Below are 15630 nucleotides of genomic sequence, written 5' to 3'. Positions count from 1 at the left end.
TCAGCTTGCGCTGCGCTCAGAGCTTGCTTGGATCGAAGCCGGTCTCCTTGTATACGGACTGGAGAAGCTCTTTGCCGATGCGGGATGCCATCTCTTCATGGACCGGTATCAGCGCTTTCTTGAAGGCCTTGCGCTGTTCCGGCGTCGGCACGTGCACTGCGGTCTTGCCGCTCTTCTTCACTGCCTCCAGATCCTTGTCGTTCTGCTCCCTGGCGATCTTGTTGGCGTAGTCGGTAGACTCCTTCATCGCTGTTTCAAGCTGACCGCGAACGTCCGCCGGCAGACCATCCCAGAACTTCTTGTTGACGATCACCGCGTAACCCAGGTAACCGTGATCGGTAATCGCCAGATGCTTCTGGACTTCAAAGAACTTCTGGGTAAACAGGTTGGACATCGGGTTCTCAGTCCCATCGACAACGCCGGTTTGCAAAGCCTGATAGACCTCGGAGAAAGCCATCACCTGGGGAATCGCTTTCAGCGCGCGCATCTGCGCTTCAAGCACCTTGGACGACTGAATGCGCATCTTCTTGCCCTTCAGGTCTTCCGGCATCAGGATTGGCGTGTTGGCCGAAAACGATTTGAAGCCGTTGTCCCAGAACGCCAGGCCCGTGACGCCCTTCGGCTCCAGTTTTTTCAACAGACTCTTGCCGATATCGCCCTGCGTTACCTTATGCAGATCAGCGTAGTTGTCGAAGATGTACGGCAGATCGAAGACCTCGAACTCCTTGACGCCAAGCGGACCGAACTTGGCCAGCGACGGTGCAAGCATCTGCACGGCCCCCAGTTGCAGCGCTTCCAGTTCCTCCTTGTCCTTGTACAGGGTCGAATTGCCATACACCTCGACCTTCACCTTCCCCTTGGTCAGTTCGCCGGCGCGCTTGGCGAAGAATTCAGCACTCAGCCCCTTGGGCGTATCGTTGGCCACGACGTGGCTGAATTTGATGACGATCGGGTCCTCGGCCAAGGCCGCCAGTGGGGTCGCCGAAACGGCGAAGGCCATCACTCCGAGCAGCAAATTCGTAACTTTCACAGTCTCTCCTCCTTATGAAAACTTTTTTGTTAACAAAATTATTAGCCTGTTGCGATGGCGGATATTACAGGGACTGCTGCCGACGAACATTGTGGAAATCCACAGCCCACCGCGGCTGACGAAGATGGCGCGGGCGAGCCTGTCCGAAGCAAACGCCAACCGCCCATTCACGGCATGGTCATAGACCCCAGGAAGCGGCAGTCGACACCGCCATCACCGAGACTGCAGTCGCCAATGTGGCCCCCGGCGAGCGTGCAGCCCGGCCCGAATACAGGGATTTATGCACACCCCGCGGGCGATAACTTGCGTAAGATGGAGCGCCATGGAAGACGCACCCCTTCTGCACCAGAATGCGCTACGCCGGCCGGCGTCGCTGAACTGGTCGCAGTGGTATCTCTCGATTCTGAAAGGGGCGGTTGGTCTGCTTCTGATACTGCTCATCGCCTTGCTCTGGCTGCTACGCCAGAACGACATTGACGAACAGCGCTCGACCCTTATTGCCGACGTCCTCTGGCTCGAGCAGAGCGTCCGCTTTCACCTAGAGGGAAACTCCGAGCAGATACGGCAACTGGTCCTCGATTTGACGCGGGCAAAAGATAGAGACGCGCTCTTCGTTCTGCGGGCTCGCCACATTCTCAAGAATAACTCGGAACTCCTGCAGCTGCTCTGGCTTGATGCCGCGGCTGAAGCGGTGCACGGCATGCCAACGCAAAGCTTGCCACGACACGGCAAAGACGCTTCGGGCCAGGACCCGGTCAACCGCTCAATCGAACTCGCCCAGCTTGGCAAGCCAACCTACAGCGATGCCTACTGGGTGGATGACGCCGCGCAGTTCGAAGTCTACGTGCCCATTTTCGAGGAAGGCGAGCACCGCGGCACGCTGCTCGCCGTCTACTCGCTGAATCGCTTGCTCGAGCAGCAGGTTCCCTGGTGGTTCGCTGCCAAGTATCAAGTACGCGTTCTCGACGGCAATGGCAATCTCCTGGCCAGCAAGTCGAAGATCGATGCTGCATCAACCAAGCTCAGCTACCCGGTGATTTTCGACCCTCCAGGCTACGGCATGGTCTTGCAGGTCACTGCTTACCGCAGTGCCGGAAATCTTGCGCAAACGCTGATCGCTGCGCTGATAATCATTCTTGCAGCAGCCGTTTTCTGGAGTTTGTGGGCGGTGCGCGGCTTGATCCGCAGGCGCCTCGACGCCGAACAGGCCCTGCGCTCGGAGTACGCCTTCCGCAAGGCGATGGAAGACTCGTTGATGGTCGGCATGCGCGCGCGCAACATGGAAGGCCGGGTAAGTTACGTCAACCCGGCTTTCCTGCAAATGGTCGGCTTCACTGCCGACGAGCTGATCGGTCTGGCACCACCCATGCCCTACTGGGCACCGGAAGAAATGGAAAGAACGCTGCAACTACACAATGACGTTCTCGAAGGCAAGGCTCCGCACGAGGGATTCGAAATCCGCTTCATGCACAGGAATGGCAGCCGCTTCGACGCTCTCGTCTACGAAGCGCCTCTGATTGACGCGGACGGCGAGCAGACGGGCTGGATGGCGTCGATCATCGACGTCACGGCCCGCAAACACGCCGAGGAACTCGCCCAGCAACAGCAGGAAAAACTGCAGGTCACGGCACGACTGGTGACCATGGGCGAGATGGCTTCGACCTTGGCGCACGAACTCAATCAGCCGCTGGCAGCGATCACCAGCTATAACACCGGCTGCCTGAACAAGCTCGAATCAGGCAACTTCAGTACTGAAGAGCTGAAGGAAGCGCTCGGGAAACTGGCCGTTCAGGCGCAGCGCGCCGGCCACATCATCCGGCGCGTACACGACTTCGTGCGCAAGAGCGAACCCAAACGGGTGCTCTGCGATCTCGCGGAAGTGATCGACGACAGCGTCGGCTTCATCGACGGAGCAGCCAAGGCGCGCGGCGTCCATATCGTCCGCGAGATTCAGGGCATGCGCCCCGAACTGCTGGCCGATCCGGTAATGCTCGAGCAAGTGCTCCTCAACCTGATGCGCAACGGCATCGAAGCGATGCGCCACACCCCGTCCGAGCGACGGCGGCTGACCGTCAAGCTCAGCCAGCTCGACAGGCAGCAAATGGAAATCCGGGTCATCGATCACGGCCCCGGCATTCCTCCTGAAGTCGAAAACAAGCTGTTCACCCCCTTGTTCTCGACCAAGGCCGAGGGCATGGGCATGGGCCTGAACATCTGCCGCTCGATTATTGAAGTCCACCACGGCCGCCTGTGGGTTGAAGCCAACCCGGACGGCGGCTCGATTTTTATCATCACCCTGCCGATTGCCATGCAATGAATCCACACGCCTACCTCGTCGACGACGACGAAGCCATCCGCGACTCACTGAGCTGGCTACTCGAGTCGCGTGGTGTGCTCTGCCTGAGCTACCCCTCGGCTGAAGATTTCCTGGCCGCCTGGAACCCCTCGCTGCCGGGCTGCATCCTGCTCGACATCCGCATGGACGGGATGAGCGGGCCAGAGCTTTTTGAACTGCTTTGCGAGCGTGGCAGCACGCTGCCGGTGATCTTTCTCACCGGCCACGGCGACGTACCCATGGCCGTCTCGGCCCTCAAGCAAGGCGCTTTCGACTTCGTCGAAAAGCCCTGCAACGACAACGAGCTGGTCAATCGCGTCATTGAAGCCCTGCAGCTCGATGCAAACCAGCGCCTCGCCGCCGCCGATAGCGATTCGGTCAACAGTTTAAGCAGCCGCCTGACGACACGCGAAAAGCAGGTCATGGAACGGGTTCTGGCCGGCACCCTGAACAAGGTAATCGCTGACGAACTGCAGATCAGCATGCGCACCGTCGAAGTGCATCGTGCCAATCTTTTCGAAAAGATGGGCGTCCGCACAGCCGTCGAACTCGCGCAACTGCTGGCCGGCAAGCGCTGAGCCGCGGCGCGGTCAGCCGGTCGCCTGACCAATGCAGGCAGCCGGCTTCCCCGACAAAGCGAAGCCGGCAGGCGCTTGGCCATCACCTCTCTCCCAGAGAAGCTCGACACCTTCCTCCCCCGCGGCACAGGCAAAGGCGGCGTCAACGCCGAGTCCAGCAACCCAGGCCAGGCGCTCGCCGCAGCACAGCAGCGGCAGGCGCGCTCGTTCCCAGGGGGGCACGGCAGCTTCCTGCAACAGCTTGCGCAGAGTCCTTGCCGGGCGCCGAGCGTCGGGCCGCAAGCGCTCCCCACCTTGCCTGACCCGCAAAAAAACTGGCGCAGCAGCCAGCAGGCGGCGGCTGACACCTTTTCCGCTACGGCGCACGAAGGACACCCAGCCGTCGCCCCAGGGCAGCCTCAGCTCGCCATTCCAACTCACGGCAAGATTCCCAAGAGCCGGACAATGCGCAAAAATATACAACTTGCCCCGATAGGTATGAACTTCGCCATCCACAGTGGCGATGCAGGTCTGCGAAGCCGCCGCCGCTGTCTTCAGCTGGCGTAACGCCTCGTCGAGCCAGCGCGCCTCCGGGGCGCGAAAGCCGCTCGCCAGAAGTTCCGATCGCAGCAGGTTGCGCGCTCGCGCTGGCGAAAGCGCGTTGAAGCGCGCCAGATCAATCCGCCCACACTCACCAATCAGGGCAGCCCGATCGGCCTGCGCCAGTTCATCGAGAAGCTCTGTCGCCTCGGAAAAATGGCGCGCGGCACGCGCCAGTGCCTGAGCAGCGCCGGGAAAATGGACCGCAATGCGCGGCATGACTTCACGTCGCAAGTGGTTTCGGCGATAGTGGCAATCGGCATTGCTTTCGTCTTCGATCCAGGCCAGCGAATGCATTTCTGCATAGCGCAGGATCAGCGACCGCGAAACATCGAGGAGTGGGCGAATCAGGCGCGGGCCACGTGGCTGCGGCCGCTCGGCAGGCATTCCAGCGGCGCCGGCAACACCCGCTCCGCGCAGCAAACGGAAGAGAACCGTCTCGGCCTGATCATCGCGATGGTGGGCCAGCGCCAACCATTCGGCTCGACAGGCGGCAAACGCCGCATGACGCACGCGCCGCGCGGCGGCTTCCAGGCCCTCACCGCTGGCACGCGGCACCTCGACGCGATGGATTTCCAGCGGCACCTGCAGGCGCCGACAAAAATCGACGCAGAAAGCTGCCCAGGCAGCGGCATTGCTGCTCAGAGCGTGATCGACGTGCACCGCCGAGAGATCGACCTGCAGCCCGGAACGACGCAGGCAGTCGAGCGCGTGCAGCAAGACAACCGAGTCGACGCCCCCAGATAGACCGACGCACAGACGAGATCCAGACAGCAGTCGCGTTTCGAAAAACGCCGCAAGCGTCTGCAGAATCGGGGCGGCCGACGCTTGCGCCGCGCTGGTCTTAGCGGCGGGCCAGCTCTTTGACCCGGCCATAGGCCATCAGGCGCGCAAGGCGAGTCTTGAGCAAGTCGCGGGTCGGCACCGGTGCCAATTTCTGCAAAGCATTCTGCAAGGCTTCCTTGAGGTTTTTCGCCATCGCCTGATGAGCACGATGCGCACCACCGGTCGGCTCTTCGACGATGGCGTCGATCAAACCCAGCGCGAGCAAACGGGGCGCGGTGATACCCATGATTTCTGCGGCCGTGCTTGCTTTTTCGGCGCTCTTCCAGAGAATCGTCGCGCAACCCTCGGGCGAAATCACCGAGTAGGTCGAGTACTCCAGCATCTGCACCACATCGCCAACACCGATGGCCAGCGCGCCGCCCGAACCACCTTCACCGATGACGGTGACGATGATCGGCACTTTCAGCTCGGCCATTACGTAGAGATTGCGACCGATCGCCTCGGACTGCCCACGCTCTTCGGCGTCAATGCCCGGGTAGGCCCCAGGCGTATCGATGAAAGTCAACACCGGAATACGAAACTTCTCGGCCAGTCGCATAAGGCGTAAGGCCTTGCGATACCCCTCCGGACGCGGCATACCGAAGTTGCGGGCAATCTTCTCCTTGGTGTCGCGCCCTTTCTGGTGACCAATCACCATCACCGGCTGACCGTCGAAGCGGGCCAGGCCACCAACGATCGCATGGTCGTCGGCAAAGGCCCGATCACCGTGCAACTCCTCGAAGTCGGTGAAGATCAGCGACAGGTAATCGAGCGTGTAAGGGCGCTGCGGATGGCGCGCCACCTGCGACACCTGCCAGGCCGAAAGCTTGGCATAGGTATCCTTGGTCAGGGTCTGGCTCTTCTTCTCGAGGCGGCCGATTTCATCGGAAATGTCGACCGCAGAATCGTCCTGAGCAAAGCGCAGCGCTTCAATCTTGCCTTCGAGATCGGCGATCGGTTGTTCAAAGTCGAGGAAACTGGTTTTCATCAGGCCCAACCGTATTGGTAAACATGTGGGTTTGCAACAACCCCGCATTCTACCGCGAAAGATCGCGCGGGACGCGCGCCACAGCAATAGTACACGGCCACCGCCTGCGGCGGACGACTCTCGTCAAGCGGGAAGAAATCGGGGCGCAGCCGAGCAAGCGCCGCGATGCGGAAAAAAAGCCGCCGCTGGCCTCCAGGAGGTCAGCGGCGGACAAGTACTGCGTTCGGGCGGAGTGAATCGTGAAGCCGTGTGACTCCCTACTAACGGTCATGACATGTCGAGATACCCCGAATCATGAAAGTCATGACCGTTTCCCTCTTCCCCAGACCCTTCTCCCGCCAGGGGAGAAGGGCGCTTCGTGAGTCGCTTGCGCGACTTTCACATTAACTCCGCCCAGAGAAGCTAGCCCCCTACTTGATTACCAGTTCCGGTCCCATCAGGGCGTAAGGCAATACCGTCGAGATCCACGGCACATAGGTAATGATGACCAAGAAGACCATCAAGACGCCGACAAAGGGCATCGCCGCCTTCACCACCGTCGCCAGGCTCATGTTGGTAATCCCGGAGGTCACGAACAGGTTCAGCCCGATCGGCGGCGTGATCATGCCGATCTCCATGTTCACTACCATGATGATGCCGAGATGAATCGGATCCACTCCCAGTTCCATGGCAATCGGGAAGACCACCGGCGCGACGATCACCAGCAGACCAGAAGGCTCCATGAACTGGCCACCGATAAGCAGGAGGATGTTCACCGCAATCAGGAAGGTGAACCAGGTGAAGCCGGCCTGCAACATCCATGCGGTGATGTCCTGCGGGATACGTTCCGCCGACAGGGTATGCGCAAACAACAGGGCGTTGGCAATGATGAACATCAACATCACCGTGGTACGCGTCGCGTGCAGAATCGTCGCTCGCGACTCGGTGCCAAACAGCGCCGGAAAGAAGTTCTTGGCCAGCAAGAGCAGGTTTCGACGCCAGATGCCCAAACCACCCGTCACACACTTCGCTACTGAGCCATGCTCGCGGCCAACCTTGAACAGATAGCCGACGAAAATGGCAAGCGACATCCCCAAGCCCCACATGGCCCGGAGCTTGCCGGTAGCTTCCATGCCGTCAGTGGCGAAGAAGGACAGGATCATCCACACCATGAAGAAGGACACGGCGTAGACGCCAGCATTGAAACCGACACGGGCCGACTGGTGGTCCGAGGCCTCAACCCAGGGCGTCTCCTTCAGAGGTCCCATGTCACGGTAGACAAACAACGCGACGAGAATGGAGTAGACAGCTGCGACGACGGCGGCTTCGGTCGGCGTAAACACACCGCCGTAGATCCCGCCCATGATGATCACCACCAGGAACAGACCCCAGCCGGCTTCCTTGGCACCATCCAGAATCGCGCCGAAACCGCGCCACTCTTCCTTCGGCAGACCCTTGATCCGGGCAACGATGTAGATGGCGCCCATCAGCATAAAACCGGCCATCAATCCCGGGATGACGCCAGCCAGGAACATCCGGCCGACAGAAACGTCGGTTGCAGCCGCGTAAACCACCATCACGATCGACGGTGGAATCAGGATACCGAGGGTACCGGCGTTGCAGATGATACCTGCCGCGAACTCCTTCGAATAACCGACCTGACGCATGCCTGCGATGGCGATGGTACCGATCGCGACCACGGTCGCTGGCGACGACCCCGACAAGGCTGCAAACATCATGCAGGCCAGTACCGAGGCCATGGCCAAACCACCCTGGAAGTGCCCGACACTGGCGATCGCAAAATTAATCAGTCGCTTCGCCACCCCCCCTGTCGACATGAACGCCGAGGCCAGGATGAAAAACGGAATAGCCAGCAGCGTGTAGTTCTGCCCTGCACCAAAAAGCTGAATGGCCACCGACGACAGCGAGTCATGCGAAAAGAAAGCAACGAAAAGAATCGACGACAGACCCAGTGCAACGCCCACCGGGACGCCGATAAAGAGCAGCACAAGCACCATCACAAAAAGAAAGAGAGAGTTCATCCTAGGGTCCTTAGTCGTTTAGTCTTTCAAGATGTGCTTGTTCTCTTCGACCATGTCTTCTGCTTCATGGCCGCTGATGAGAAGTTTACGGCGACCGCCTGCGATATCGATAAAGGCCTGCAAGGATCGGAATGCCATCAGCGCGAGGCCCAGCGGAAGGATCAGCAACAGCAGCCAGCGGTGAATACGGGACTGAATGCCTAAGGCGTCCTGTATGAATCCCGGATAGTGCAGTTCTTCCGAGCCAATGCCGATCTTGTACATTTTCAGCCAGTACTCGATAGCGCCACCCTTGGTGTCAACACCGAGCAAGGCCACCCAGGATGCGTCGAGCAGTATCAGGCCGTAAAGCATGCAACACGCTGCGCCGATCAATGACAGCGCTTTGGTCATCGGCGCGGGGACGGCCTTGATGATGATGTCGACTCCCAGGTGCAGGCTGGTTCTCAGACCATAACCCATACCCAGAAGGATCAGCCAGGAAAAGGCCGTGGTATTGAATTCCAGTGCCCCTGACCAGCCGGTATTGAATCCGTAGCGGGCGATCACCTGGAAAAAGGCCACCGCCATGATCGAGGTGATGACCAGAACCAGAAGCGACTCCTCTGCGCTGGCCATCGCTTTCGGAAATTTCTTTTCGAGCGCCCAGAGGATCACCAAGAAAATAACTAAAACACCGTGGAACCAGTAAGCTCCCATGGCAAACACCCCTATAGTGGTCCCTGGAAATCAGACAGTGGTTTAAGCTGTGCCCGGTCATAGGGAGCAAGAAGCGATGAGTGAAGTAGCGACGCGGAAGGTACATACGCCGGAGTTCAAGGCCAAGGTTGGTCTGGAAGCTGTACGTGGGGTCAAGACGATCAACGAGATTGGGCGGGAGTACGGCGTGCATCCTGTCCAGGTTGGGCAATGGAAGAAGGCCATCCAGGAGAATGCCAAGACGCTGTTTGAAGGTAAGCGCGGCCCCAAGCCAGCGGCGGCGCACCGTGAGCCAGAGCTGTTGTACAGCGAGATCGGCAAGTTGAAGATGGAACTCGACTGGCTCAAAAAAAAGTCTGGGATCAGCCTGCCGTGATACGGCATGGGTGGATCGACCCAGGCGAGCCCGTCGCCGTGGTGCAGCAATGCGCTCTGGCAGGGTTATGCCGAGCCACGGTCTATGCGCAGCGCCGGCCGCCGGTGGTCGATGCCAGCGATCTCGTCCACAGTCGGCTGATCGACGAGGAGTACACGCGGCACCCGTTTTACGGCACCCGCCGGATGGTGATTTTTCTTGCGCAAGCGGGGCACACGGTCAATCGCAAGCGGGTACGACGCCTGATGCGACTGATGGGGCTGTCGGGCATGGCGCCGGGGCCGAACACTAGCCGTCCGCGCCCTGAGCACCCGGTCTATCCGTATCTACTGCGTGGCGTTGCTGTGGTCAGACCCAATCAGGTGTGGAGCACGGACATTACCTACATCCGGCTGGCGCACGGCTTCGCCTACCTGGTCGCAGTGATCGACTGGTACAGCCGCAAGGTGCTCAGCTGGCGGATCAGCAACAGCATGGAAGCGGTGTTCTGTGTCGACTGCCTGGAGGAGGCCCTGCGTAGCCACGGCACGCCAGAAATCTTCAACAGCGATCAGGGCGCGCAGTTCACCAGTGAAGCCTTCACGGGAGTGCTGAAGCGGGAAGGCGTGGTCATCAGCATGGATGGGCGGGGGCGCGTGTTCGACAACATCTTCGTCGAACGGCTCTGGCGCAGCGTCAAGTACGAGGACGTGTACCTGAAGGGATATGCCACCATGGGCGAATTGATGGTCGGCCTCGCCGAGTACTTTGCCTTCTATAACGGCGAGCGTCCGCACCAGTCGCTGGGCAACACGGCACCCGCGGTCGTCTATCGCAATGGCATAGGTGGCGGAGCGTTGATCCTCGACAAGTTTGGCCGCGCGGGTGGGGAATCGCCTGTTCCGCTACGCTCCACAGGCGATTCCCCACCCGCAGAAGCAAAGTCAACGACAGCATCAAAAGCAGAGTCAAAGGCAACACCGGGGCAGCGCCGTCCAGCTGCTAGCGAAGTCAAATGCACAACTTAAAATGAATCGATATTTGTCTTGACTCAGGGGACCACTTTACCCCACTCATGTTCCAAGAAAAAAACCATCAGTCGAAACGATTCGAGCCTGCCCGGCACTGCCGCGCCGAGCGAACAACCCGGGGAAACCAGCGCTGCGATTGACGACGATTGTTATCGCGTGCTCAAGGAAAAGGGCCAGATTGAGACTGCTGGCCCTTTTCGATTTGGCAACTTAGGAGCCAGCCGCCGCCTTGATGACGTCGGGGCCAATCGCTTTCTCGAACTTCTGCCACACCGGCTTCATGGCTTCCACCCATTGCTTGCGTTGCTCAGGCGTCAGCTTGTTGACCTTGCCGCCGGCCTTGATGATGTTATCGCGGTTATGAGCTTCTTCCGCCTTGACGTTCTGGTTGGTTTGATTGGAAACCTCGTCGACGATCTTCAAGAACTGATCGCGGACGTCTGGCTTCAGGCTGTTGAGCCACTCGGCCGAGGTCAGCACAATGTAAGCCAGCAGCTGGTGGTTGGTTTCGGTGGTGCTGTTCTGAACCTCGAAGAACTTCTGGGTATAGATGTTCGACCAGGTGTTCTCCTGACCATCGACAACGCCGGTCTGCAGCGCACCATAGACTTCAGCGAAGGCCATTGGCTGCGGCGAGGCGCCCATCGCCGAAATCATTGCCTTGGCGACGTCTGAGGTCTGCACGCGGAACTTTAGCCCTTTGGCATCGGCGGGAACGATCAGGGCCTTGTTGGCCGAGAAATACTTCATGCCGGACATCCAGTAGCCGAGGCCGACAAAACCGACACCCTCCATCGACCTGAGCAACTTCTTGCCCTCGGCGGAGTTGGTAAAGCGGATCGCCTGGTCCATATCGACGAAGATGAACGGCAGGTCGAAGACATCTAGCTTTGGCGTGTAAGAGCCGAACTTCGACAGCGACGGCGCCAGCAGCTGGACGTCACCAAGCAGCAGCGCCTCCAATTCCTTGCTATCGCCAAACAGCGTGCTGTTGGGATAGACCTCGATGCACATCTTGCCCTGCATCTCTTTGTTGACCCGCTCTGCCAGTTGATTGGACGCCACCACCTTGGGATGCGTCGAGCCACCGGTCACGTGGCTGAGCTTGGCAATAACTTCGCCTTTTTCACATTTCGCCAATGCAGATGTGGCGGCAAACGCCATCGCCAGAGCTGTCAGGGCAATGCTGATCTTCTTCATGTGTTTCATGCGATCTCCTCACAAGAAACAAAAACGGGTTCGGGTTGTTTTCATGCGGGCACGGGCGTCGGATTGATGTCGAAGCCCAGGGAGGCGGCGCGACGCTTGAGGGCGGCGATGCTCCGCTGTCGCTGCTGTTCTTCGTAGCGCTGCTGTCCCTGGTCGACGAAGTCTTCGCCGCGGGTCAGCATGAAATACACCATGCGTGCGAGCTTGTGCGCCGTCGCGGTGTTGGCGCGGGGCTTGTCCATTCGGCTGCACAGGCGGCGATAGAATGCGCCGAGGGCGGAGTCGCTGCGTGATAGGCTCATCGCCGCCATTTTCAGCGCCTGGCGTACCCGGTTGGCCGAGCGCTTCGTGTTGGCGGAGAGGACCTTGCCACCGCTGATCTTGGTACCGGGGCACAGTCCAAGCCACGAACAGAAGTGCTTGACGGTGGCGAAGCGACTGAGGTCGGGACCTAGCTCAGAGAGGATTTTCATGACCGCCGTCAAGCCCAGCCCGTTGATGCGCGTGAGGTCGACGCCAGCCCAGTTGGCGAGTATCTGGCGGGCGTCAAATTGCTCGCGCAGCTTGCTGCCCGTGCGAGGGGCCTTCCCGAGATCGACATTGCGCTGACCGAGAGCGCGCAGCAGGGCCTGCAGCTTCGCGTCACACTCGGTCAGGTGCCGGGCGATGTCGTCGTACATGGCCAGCGCCTGGGACAGCACGAACAGGTGCTCATCGCGCCAGTTTCCGGTCAGCGCTTTGGTGACCTTCTCGGCGCTGGCCTTGACGCGGCGGTCACGGTGCTTTGCCAACGCCCTGGGATCGCGTTCGCCAGCCACGATGGCGCGGATGATCGCCTGGCCGGTCGTGCCCATGACGTCAGTGAGCACCTCGGTGAGCTGGATGTTCATCTGCACGAGCGACTTCTGCATACGCTGAACCCAACTGGCCTGCTCGGCGAGTAGGATTTCGCGCTGGCGGGCCACCGCGCGCACGACGCACACGTCGCCTTCAGGGCGCCAGGCCGCGCGCAGGAATCCTAGGCTCATCAGCTTTTGCAGCCACTGGCAGTCCTGTATGTCGCTTTTACGCCCAGGAACGTACTTCATCTGCCGGGCGTCCACCAGCCAGACCTTCAGACCGCGCTGTTCGAGCACCTCAAACACCGGGATCCAGTACACGCCGGTGGACTCCAGTGCCACCGTGTCTACACCACTCGCGAGCAACCAGTCGGCCATGGCGTTCAGGTCGTCGGTCATCGGGCCGAACTCGCGTACAGGGTCTTCCGTCGCGTCTCGGGGTACGGCCACCCAGTGGCTTGAAGCCCCGACGTCAATCCCCGCCGAGTTGGGAAACACTAGCTCTTCATCTCGCCTGCGCATGGCCATGATGTGCTCCACGATGGTTAAGGCGATTGCCGGAAAAGAACGTACCAGATTGCGCCGGATTTTCGGTCGGCTTCAAGGCGCGACAACAGGCGCATAGTCGAACTATGTAACTGTTGTCATAACACAGAAGACGGGCGAAAAGACAAGCAAGATGGTATGTTATTTGACAGAAATCGCCTAAGGAATGGCAGCACCAGGGGAAACGTCGAAATTCGACTCGATCTCACAAACGGGATGCGCATCGCTGCGCTCACCACTATCGCCGACGATTCCCGAACCATGCTCCTAAACGGGCTCGCTTGAGCTCACACCAATGGTAGGTCGGTCATATCGGTGCTGCCGCTAACCATGTGTGGGGCAACTGCCACGTAGCGCAAGTGGGCGACACAATCCCTGTTTCTTCGCGAACGCCTGGCCCGCGCGCGGGGTTGGGAGGCTCCTAAGGAAAGTTACTACGTGTGAATATTTTGTCTTTTCGATGCGGCAAGTTGCCTGCCGCTGGCGCAAAGAATAATCATTCTGGTCCCGCAAACGCAAGCATCTGCGCTCTTCGCCTGCTCACGCAAGCACCGGATTGGCGATTGCATGGTCGAAAGTTCCTGAAGTCCGCGATTTCTCGATATGGCGCAGTGGCCAATCCTTGCGCGGACGCTGGCAAGCGCATTCCCGGCTCCCGGCTCCCGGCTCGCGGAACGCGCCAGCGCGTCGGCATCGAGGAAAAAAGTTGTTCGTCGACAAGCATTTGTGTGATTAACATCCCCCGGGTGGAGGCTAATTCTGACCGATCAGCGTCGCAACAGCCATTGTGGATTTCCGCAAGGGAACACGCTGAGCCAGCATCCTCAGCAAAGATGCGCGTGGCGATATACCGTCCAAATCGCTCTTGCGTTAGCACGTGAATCCGGAAACCGTGGTTGGCCGTAGCCAACTGGCCGTGTCGCTCCGCAGCGGCGTGCGCTGCGGCCGAATGGAAGTGCTCGACACGCGGCAGGAACAATTCGCTCGTACTCCACGCCGCTTGACATCCCCTTCTTGCCAACTGGCGCATCACAAAGAGGTTTACCTGCAAAGGGAGTACTCACGTCGGCGCGCCTGTGCCCCAGGACAGCCGCGACTTCGGACGTGGTCTTGCCGTGCTGATCGCTGGTACTGTGATCCCTGAGCCAGCCCGTCTGCAAGGCCATTACTTGTAATAGCCAACCGCACACACCTGATCGCCGATCCTGGTCACGTAGGCGACCTTTTCCACTGGATCGGTCTGACCGGGACGCGGCCACATGTACGAAACCTCGAAAAAACGTCCTTCCTCGGCTACGTCGTAGAGTTCTTTGCCCAGAGGCTTGCCATCCTTGTCCTTGAGATCCTTGAGGCTCATGCCAAGAAGTGTCGGATGGGCGGTGAAGTACCCATCCGGACCACCGCAATAAGGATACAGGTCGTGATCCATGAAGCCGCCTTCACCCTTGGTGAACATCACGAGCGCCCTGGCCTTGTCAGCCTTTAACGCAACAACCACCTTTTCGAGCATGGCTTTGGCTTTGGCTTCGGCTGGAGTCCAAGATTGCGCCGACGCGGCGATACTGACAAATCCGAAAACTGCGAAGGCTGAAGCCAAGATTGTTTGACGCAGCATCGAAACTCTCCTTGTCAAGTCATCAGACTGTAAACGACTTGCTTCCCCACCACGAGCGATGGGCAACGCCGTCTGCAAGAAAATGGTGAAGCCTGCTGCCACCAGCGAGGATTCACGGGCGTTGTACCGGCAATGACCAAGGGACTGGCGCCGCGAACACGGCGTAGCGGGCAGTGTCTGGGTGCCTGGCGGAGTGAGTCATCCCTCGCGACCGACCTCTCGCTCACGCCTTCTTGCTGCCCTTTTCGCTGTCTGCTTCCCCAACTCTCTCTGTTTCCTTATGGTGCTTGTGGTGACTAGCGTGCGCCTTCGGCGCACGAAAGACAAGGACGGGAATATTCGAGTGGGTCAACACGCGGTAGGTTTGACTGCCGACCAGTAGCGAGGACAGACCCCCTCGGCTGTGCTTGGCCATGAAGATCAGGTCGCAGTTGTTGTCCTCGGCAACCTTGACGATCGCTTCCCACGGGGTATCGCTGACCACCGCGAGCGTTGTACTCTCGACGCCGGCCTCCTTGCAGAGTTTCTTGATGGCGCCCAGATACTCCTTGGATTTCCCGTCGGAACCCGAGATCAGGCGCTGGATCGCGGCGGGCTGAATCAGATCGCCGTAATTTTCCGCGTGCCCAACCGGTGCCTTCGCGTATAACGCCGTGATCTTGGCATTGGCCGCCTTGGCAAACGCCACCGCGCGTTCCGCGGTTTTTTGCGACAGATGGCTGCCATCGGTCGGCACCAATATGTGCTGGAACATTGTTGTTCTCCTCTGGTTAGAGCCACTCAGTGCCGTTGAGCGTACCGAAAAATGGCAACCGAATTCCACACCGCAATGGCGGATTTTGGCGAGAAATATCGCGTTGCCTACCGAACGGATGACCTTTCCGGCACCTTGCGGAAAGTTGCAGCCATGCGGACTGCACAGGCCGCCTTGAAGCAAGCAGTTGGAGTAGTGATCCCGAACAGCCCGTAGCCCACGTGCT

General features: G+C 59.5%; 12 protein-coding genes and 1 pseudogene. 4 read left to right on the top strand and 9 right to left on the bottom strand.

The features are described from left to right. Positions 1-16 precede the first annotated feature (16 nt). Complete coding sequence (locus QZ648_RS01430; RefSeq protein ID WP_169067577.1) at positions 17-1030, bottom strand: TRAP transporter substrate-binding protein; 1014 nt, start codon at positions 1028-1030, stop codon at positions 17-19. 322 nt (positions 1031-1352) lie between these two features. Here QZ648_RS01430 and QZ648_RS01425 point away from each other — a divergent pair, with 322 nt between their 5' ends. After that, a complete protein-coding gene (locus QZ648_RS01425) occupies positions 1353-3347 on the top strand; it encodes an ATP-binding protein (RefSeq protein WP_169067578.1) in 1995 nt (664 codons plus the stop codon). Next, on the top strand, positions 3344-3943 hold the full coding sequence (locus tag QZ648_RS01420) for a response regulator (protein WP_169067579.1): 600 nt from the start codon (positions 3344-3346) through the stop codon (positions 3941-3943). The genes QZ648_RS01425 and QZ648_RS01420 overlap by 4 nt, the downstream gene beginning before the upstream one ends. A gap of 12 nt (positions 3944-3955) precedes the next feature. On the opposite strand, the gene tilS is transcribed toward QZ648_RS01420, so the two are convergent. From tilS to QZ648_RS01400, 4 genes are all read right to left on the bottom strand, one after another. Further along, positions 3956-5398 (bottom strand): tRNA lysidine(34) synthetase TilS, encoded by a 1443-nt coding sequence (gene tilS, locus QZ648_RS01415; protein WP_169067580.1) that lies wholly within the window; start codon positions 5396-5398, stop codon positions 3956-3958. Beyond that, positions 5367-6335 (bottom strand): acetyl-CoA carboxylase carboxyltransferase subunit alpha, encoded by a 969-nt coding sequence (locus QZ648_RS01410; RefSeq protein WP_169067581.1) that lies wholly within the window; start codon positions 6333-6335, stop codon positions 5367-5369. Before QZ648_RS01410 ends, tilS begins: the two co-directional genes overlap by 32 nt. Positions 6336-6745: 410 nt before the next feature. Next, positions 6746-8356 carry a TRAP transporter large permease gene (locus tag QZ648_RS01405; RefSeq protein ID WP_291995887.1) on the bottom strand — a complete coding sequence of 537 codons (1611 nt, stop codon included), beginning with the start codon at positions 8354-8356 and terminating at the stop codon, positions 6746-6748. An 18-nt stretch (positions 8357-8374) separates the two neighbouring features. Next, entirely contained in the window at positions 8375-9055 is a 681-nt protein-coding gene (locus tag QZ648_RS01400) for a TRAP transporter small permease (RefSeq protein ID WP_169067582.1), read from the bottom strand. Positions 9056-9131: 76 nt separating this feature from the next. On the opposite strand from QZ648_RS01400, the pseudogene QZ648_RS01395 reads away from it, so the two are divergent. Then, a pseudogene (locus tag QZ648_RS01395) lies at positions 9132-10294 on the top strand (IS3 family transposase); the annotation flags it as partial. Positions 10295-10651: 357 nt separating this feature from the next. Here the strand turns inward: QZ648_RS01395 and QZ648_RS01390 are convergent. From QZ648_RS01390 to QZ648_RS01375, 4 genes are all read right to left on the bottom strand, one after another. Next, positions 10652-11641, bottom strand: a complete 990-nt coding sequence (locus QZ648_RS01390) for a DctP family TRAP transporter solute-binding subunit (protein ID WP_291996125.1) — start codon at positions 11639-11641, stop codon at positions 10652-10654. 50 nt (positions 11642-11691) lie between these two features. Further along, positions 11692-13017 (bottom strand): IS110 family transposase, encoded by a 1326-nt coding sequence (locus QZ648_RS01385; protein ID WP_291995886.1) that lies wholly within the window; start codon positions 13015-13017, stop codon positions 11692-11694. Positions 13018-14200: 1183 nt separating this feature from the next. Next, positions 14201-14650, bottom strand: a complete 450-nt coding sequence (locus tag QZ648_RS01380; RefSeq protein WP_291995885.1) for a cache domain-containing protein — start codon at positions 14648-14650, stop codon at positions 14201-14203. A 223-nt stretch (positions 14651-14873) separates the two neighbouring features. Then, positions 14874-15404: a universal stress protein gene (locus QZ648_RS01375; RefSeq protein WP_291996124.1), complete on the bottom strand. Its 531-nt coding sequence runs from the start codon at positions 15402-15404 to the stop codon at positions 14874-14876. 51 nt (positions 15405-15455) lie between these two features. On the opposite strand from QZ648_RS01375, the gene QZ648_RS01370 reads away from it, so the two are divergent. Further along, positions 15456-15620, top strand: coding sequence for a hypothetical protein (locus tag QZ648_RS01370; protein ID WP_169067912.1), 165 nt, complete (start codon positions 15456-15458; stop codon positions 15618-15620). The last annotated feature ends 10 nt before the right edge of the window (positions 15621-15630 follow it).

Source organism: Candidatus Accumulibacter sp. ACC012 (assembly GCF_907163155.1).
GTDB classification, from domain to species: domain Bacteria; phylum Pseudomonadota; class Gammaproteobacteria; order Burkholderiales; family Rhodocyclaceae; genus Accumulibacter; species Accumulibacter delftensis.
This window is presented reverse-complemented; position numbering and strand designations above follow the sequence as displayed.

Coding starts and splice junctions, on each gene's coding strand:
- QZ648_RS01400 (WP_169067582.1), bottom strand. CDS start 9,055: ATGGGAGCTTACTGGTTCCACGGTGTTTTAGTTATTTTCTTGGTGATC.
- QZ648_RS01385 (WP_291995886.1), bottom strand. CDS start 13,017: ATGGCCATGCGCAGGCGAGATGAAGAGCTAGTGTTTCCCAACTCGGCG.
- QZ648_RS01405 (WP_291995887.1), bottom strand. CDS start 8,356: ATGAACTCTCTCTTTCTTTTTGTGATGGTGCTTGTGCTGCTCTTTATC.
- QZ648_RS01390 (WP_291996125.1), bottom strand. CDS start 11,641: ATGAAGAAGATCAGCATTGCCCTGACAGCTCTGGCGATGGCGTTTGCC.
- QZ648_RS01370 (WP_169067912.1), top strand. CDS start 15,456: ATGGCAACCGAATTCCACACCGCAATGGCGGATTTTGGCGAGAAATAT.
- QZ648_RS01425 (WP_169067578.1), top strand. CDS start 1,353: ATGGAAGACGCACCCCTTCTGCACCAGAATGCGCTACGCCGGCCGGCG.
- QZ648_RS01420 (WP_169067579.1), top strand. CDS start 3,344: ATGAATCCACACGCCTACCTCGTCGACGACGACGAAGCCATCCGCGAC.
- QZ648_RS01375 (WP_291996124.1), bottom strand. CDS start 15,404: ATGTTCCAGCACATATTGGTGCCGACCGATGGCAGCCATCTGTCGCAA.
- QZ648_RS01410 (WP_169067581.1), bottom strand. CDS start 6,335: ATGAAAACCAGTTTCCTCGACTTTGAACAACCGATCGCCGATCTCGAA.
- tilS (WP_169067580.1), bottom strand. CDS start 5,398: ATGGCCGGGTCAAAGAGCTGGCCCGCCGCTAAGACCAGCGCGGCGCAA.
- QZ648_RS01380 (WP_291995885.1), bottom strand. CDS start 14,650: ATGCTGCGTCAAACAATCTTGGCTTCAGCCTTCGCAGTTTTCGGATTT.